We start from the raw sequence: 485 nt of genomic DNA on the forward strand, positions 1-485 counted from the left end.
CTTAATCGTAATGAAATTTGTGTGAGTGTATCTTTTAGATACGTTTGCGTTCTCGCTTTCATTTCGTTTGCTCGATTTGAAATCGTTTTACTCTTCTCTTTACTTCTATACGGTTTTCAATGTACATAAATTCATAATATAAATGGTGGAGACTAGCGGGATCGAACCGCTGACCTCCTGCGTGCAAGGCAGGCGCTCTCCCAGCTGAGCTAAGCCCCCATATTGTATATTTAATGGTGGGCCTAGGTGGACTCGAACCACCGACCTCACGCTTATCAGGCGTGCGCTCTAACCAACTGAGCTATAGGCCCATTAAATAATGAATGAGTTATTATATTATAAATACGAGAATATCTCTATAAAGAAACATTCAAAACTGAATACAATATGTCAACGGCTCCGATATTCATCTCAAAAGAGATGTCCGTAATATCCTTAGAAAGGAGGTGATCCAGCCGCACCTTCCGATACGGCTACCTTGTTAC

2 tRNA genes are annotated in these 485 nt (G+C 41.2%); both read right to left on the reverse strand.

The features are described 5' to 3' along the window. Window positions 1-143: 143 nt before the first annotated feature. A tRNA-Ala gene (locus tag IR135_RS11495) sits at window positions 144-219 on the reverse strand. Between the two features lie 15 nt (window positions 220-234). Beyond that, window positions 235-311, reverse strand: a tRNA-Ile gene (locus IR135_RS11500). Between the last annotated feature and the right edge of the window lie 174 nt (window positions 312-485).

It is taken from the genome of Jeotgalicoccus nanhaiensis, assembly GCF_015235105.1.
Classification (GTDB): Bacteria; Bacillota; Bacilli; order Staphylococcales; family Salinicoccaceae; genus Jeotgalicoccus; species Jeotgalicoccus nanhaiensis.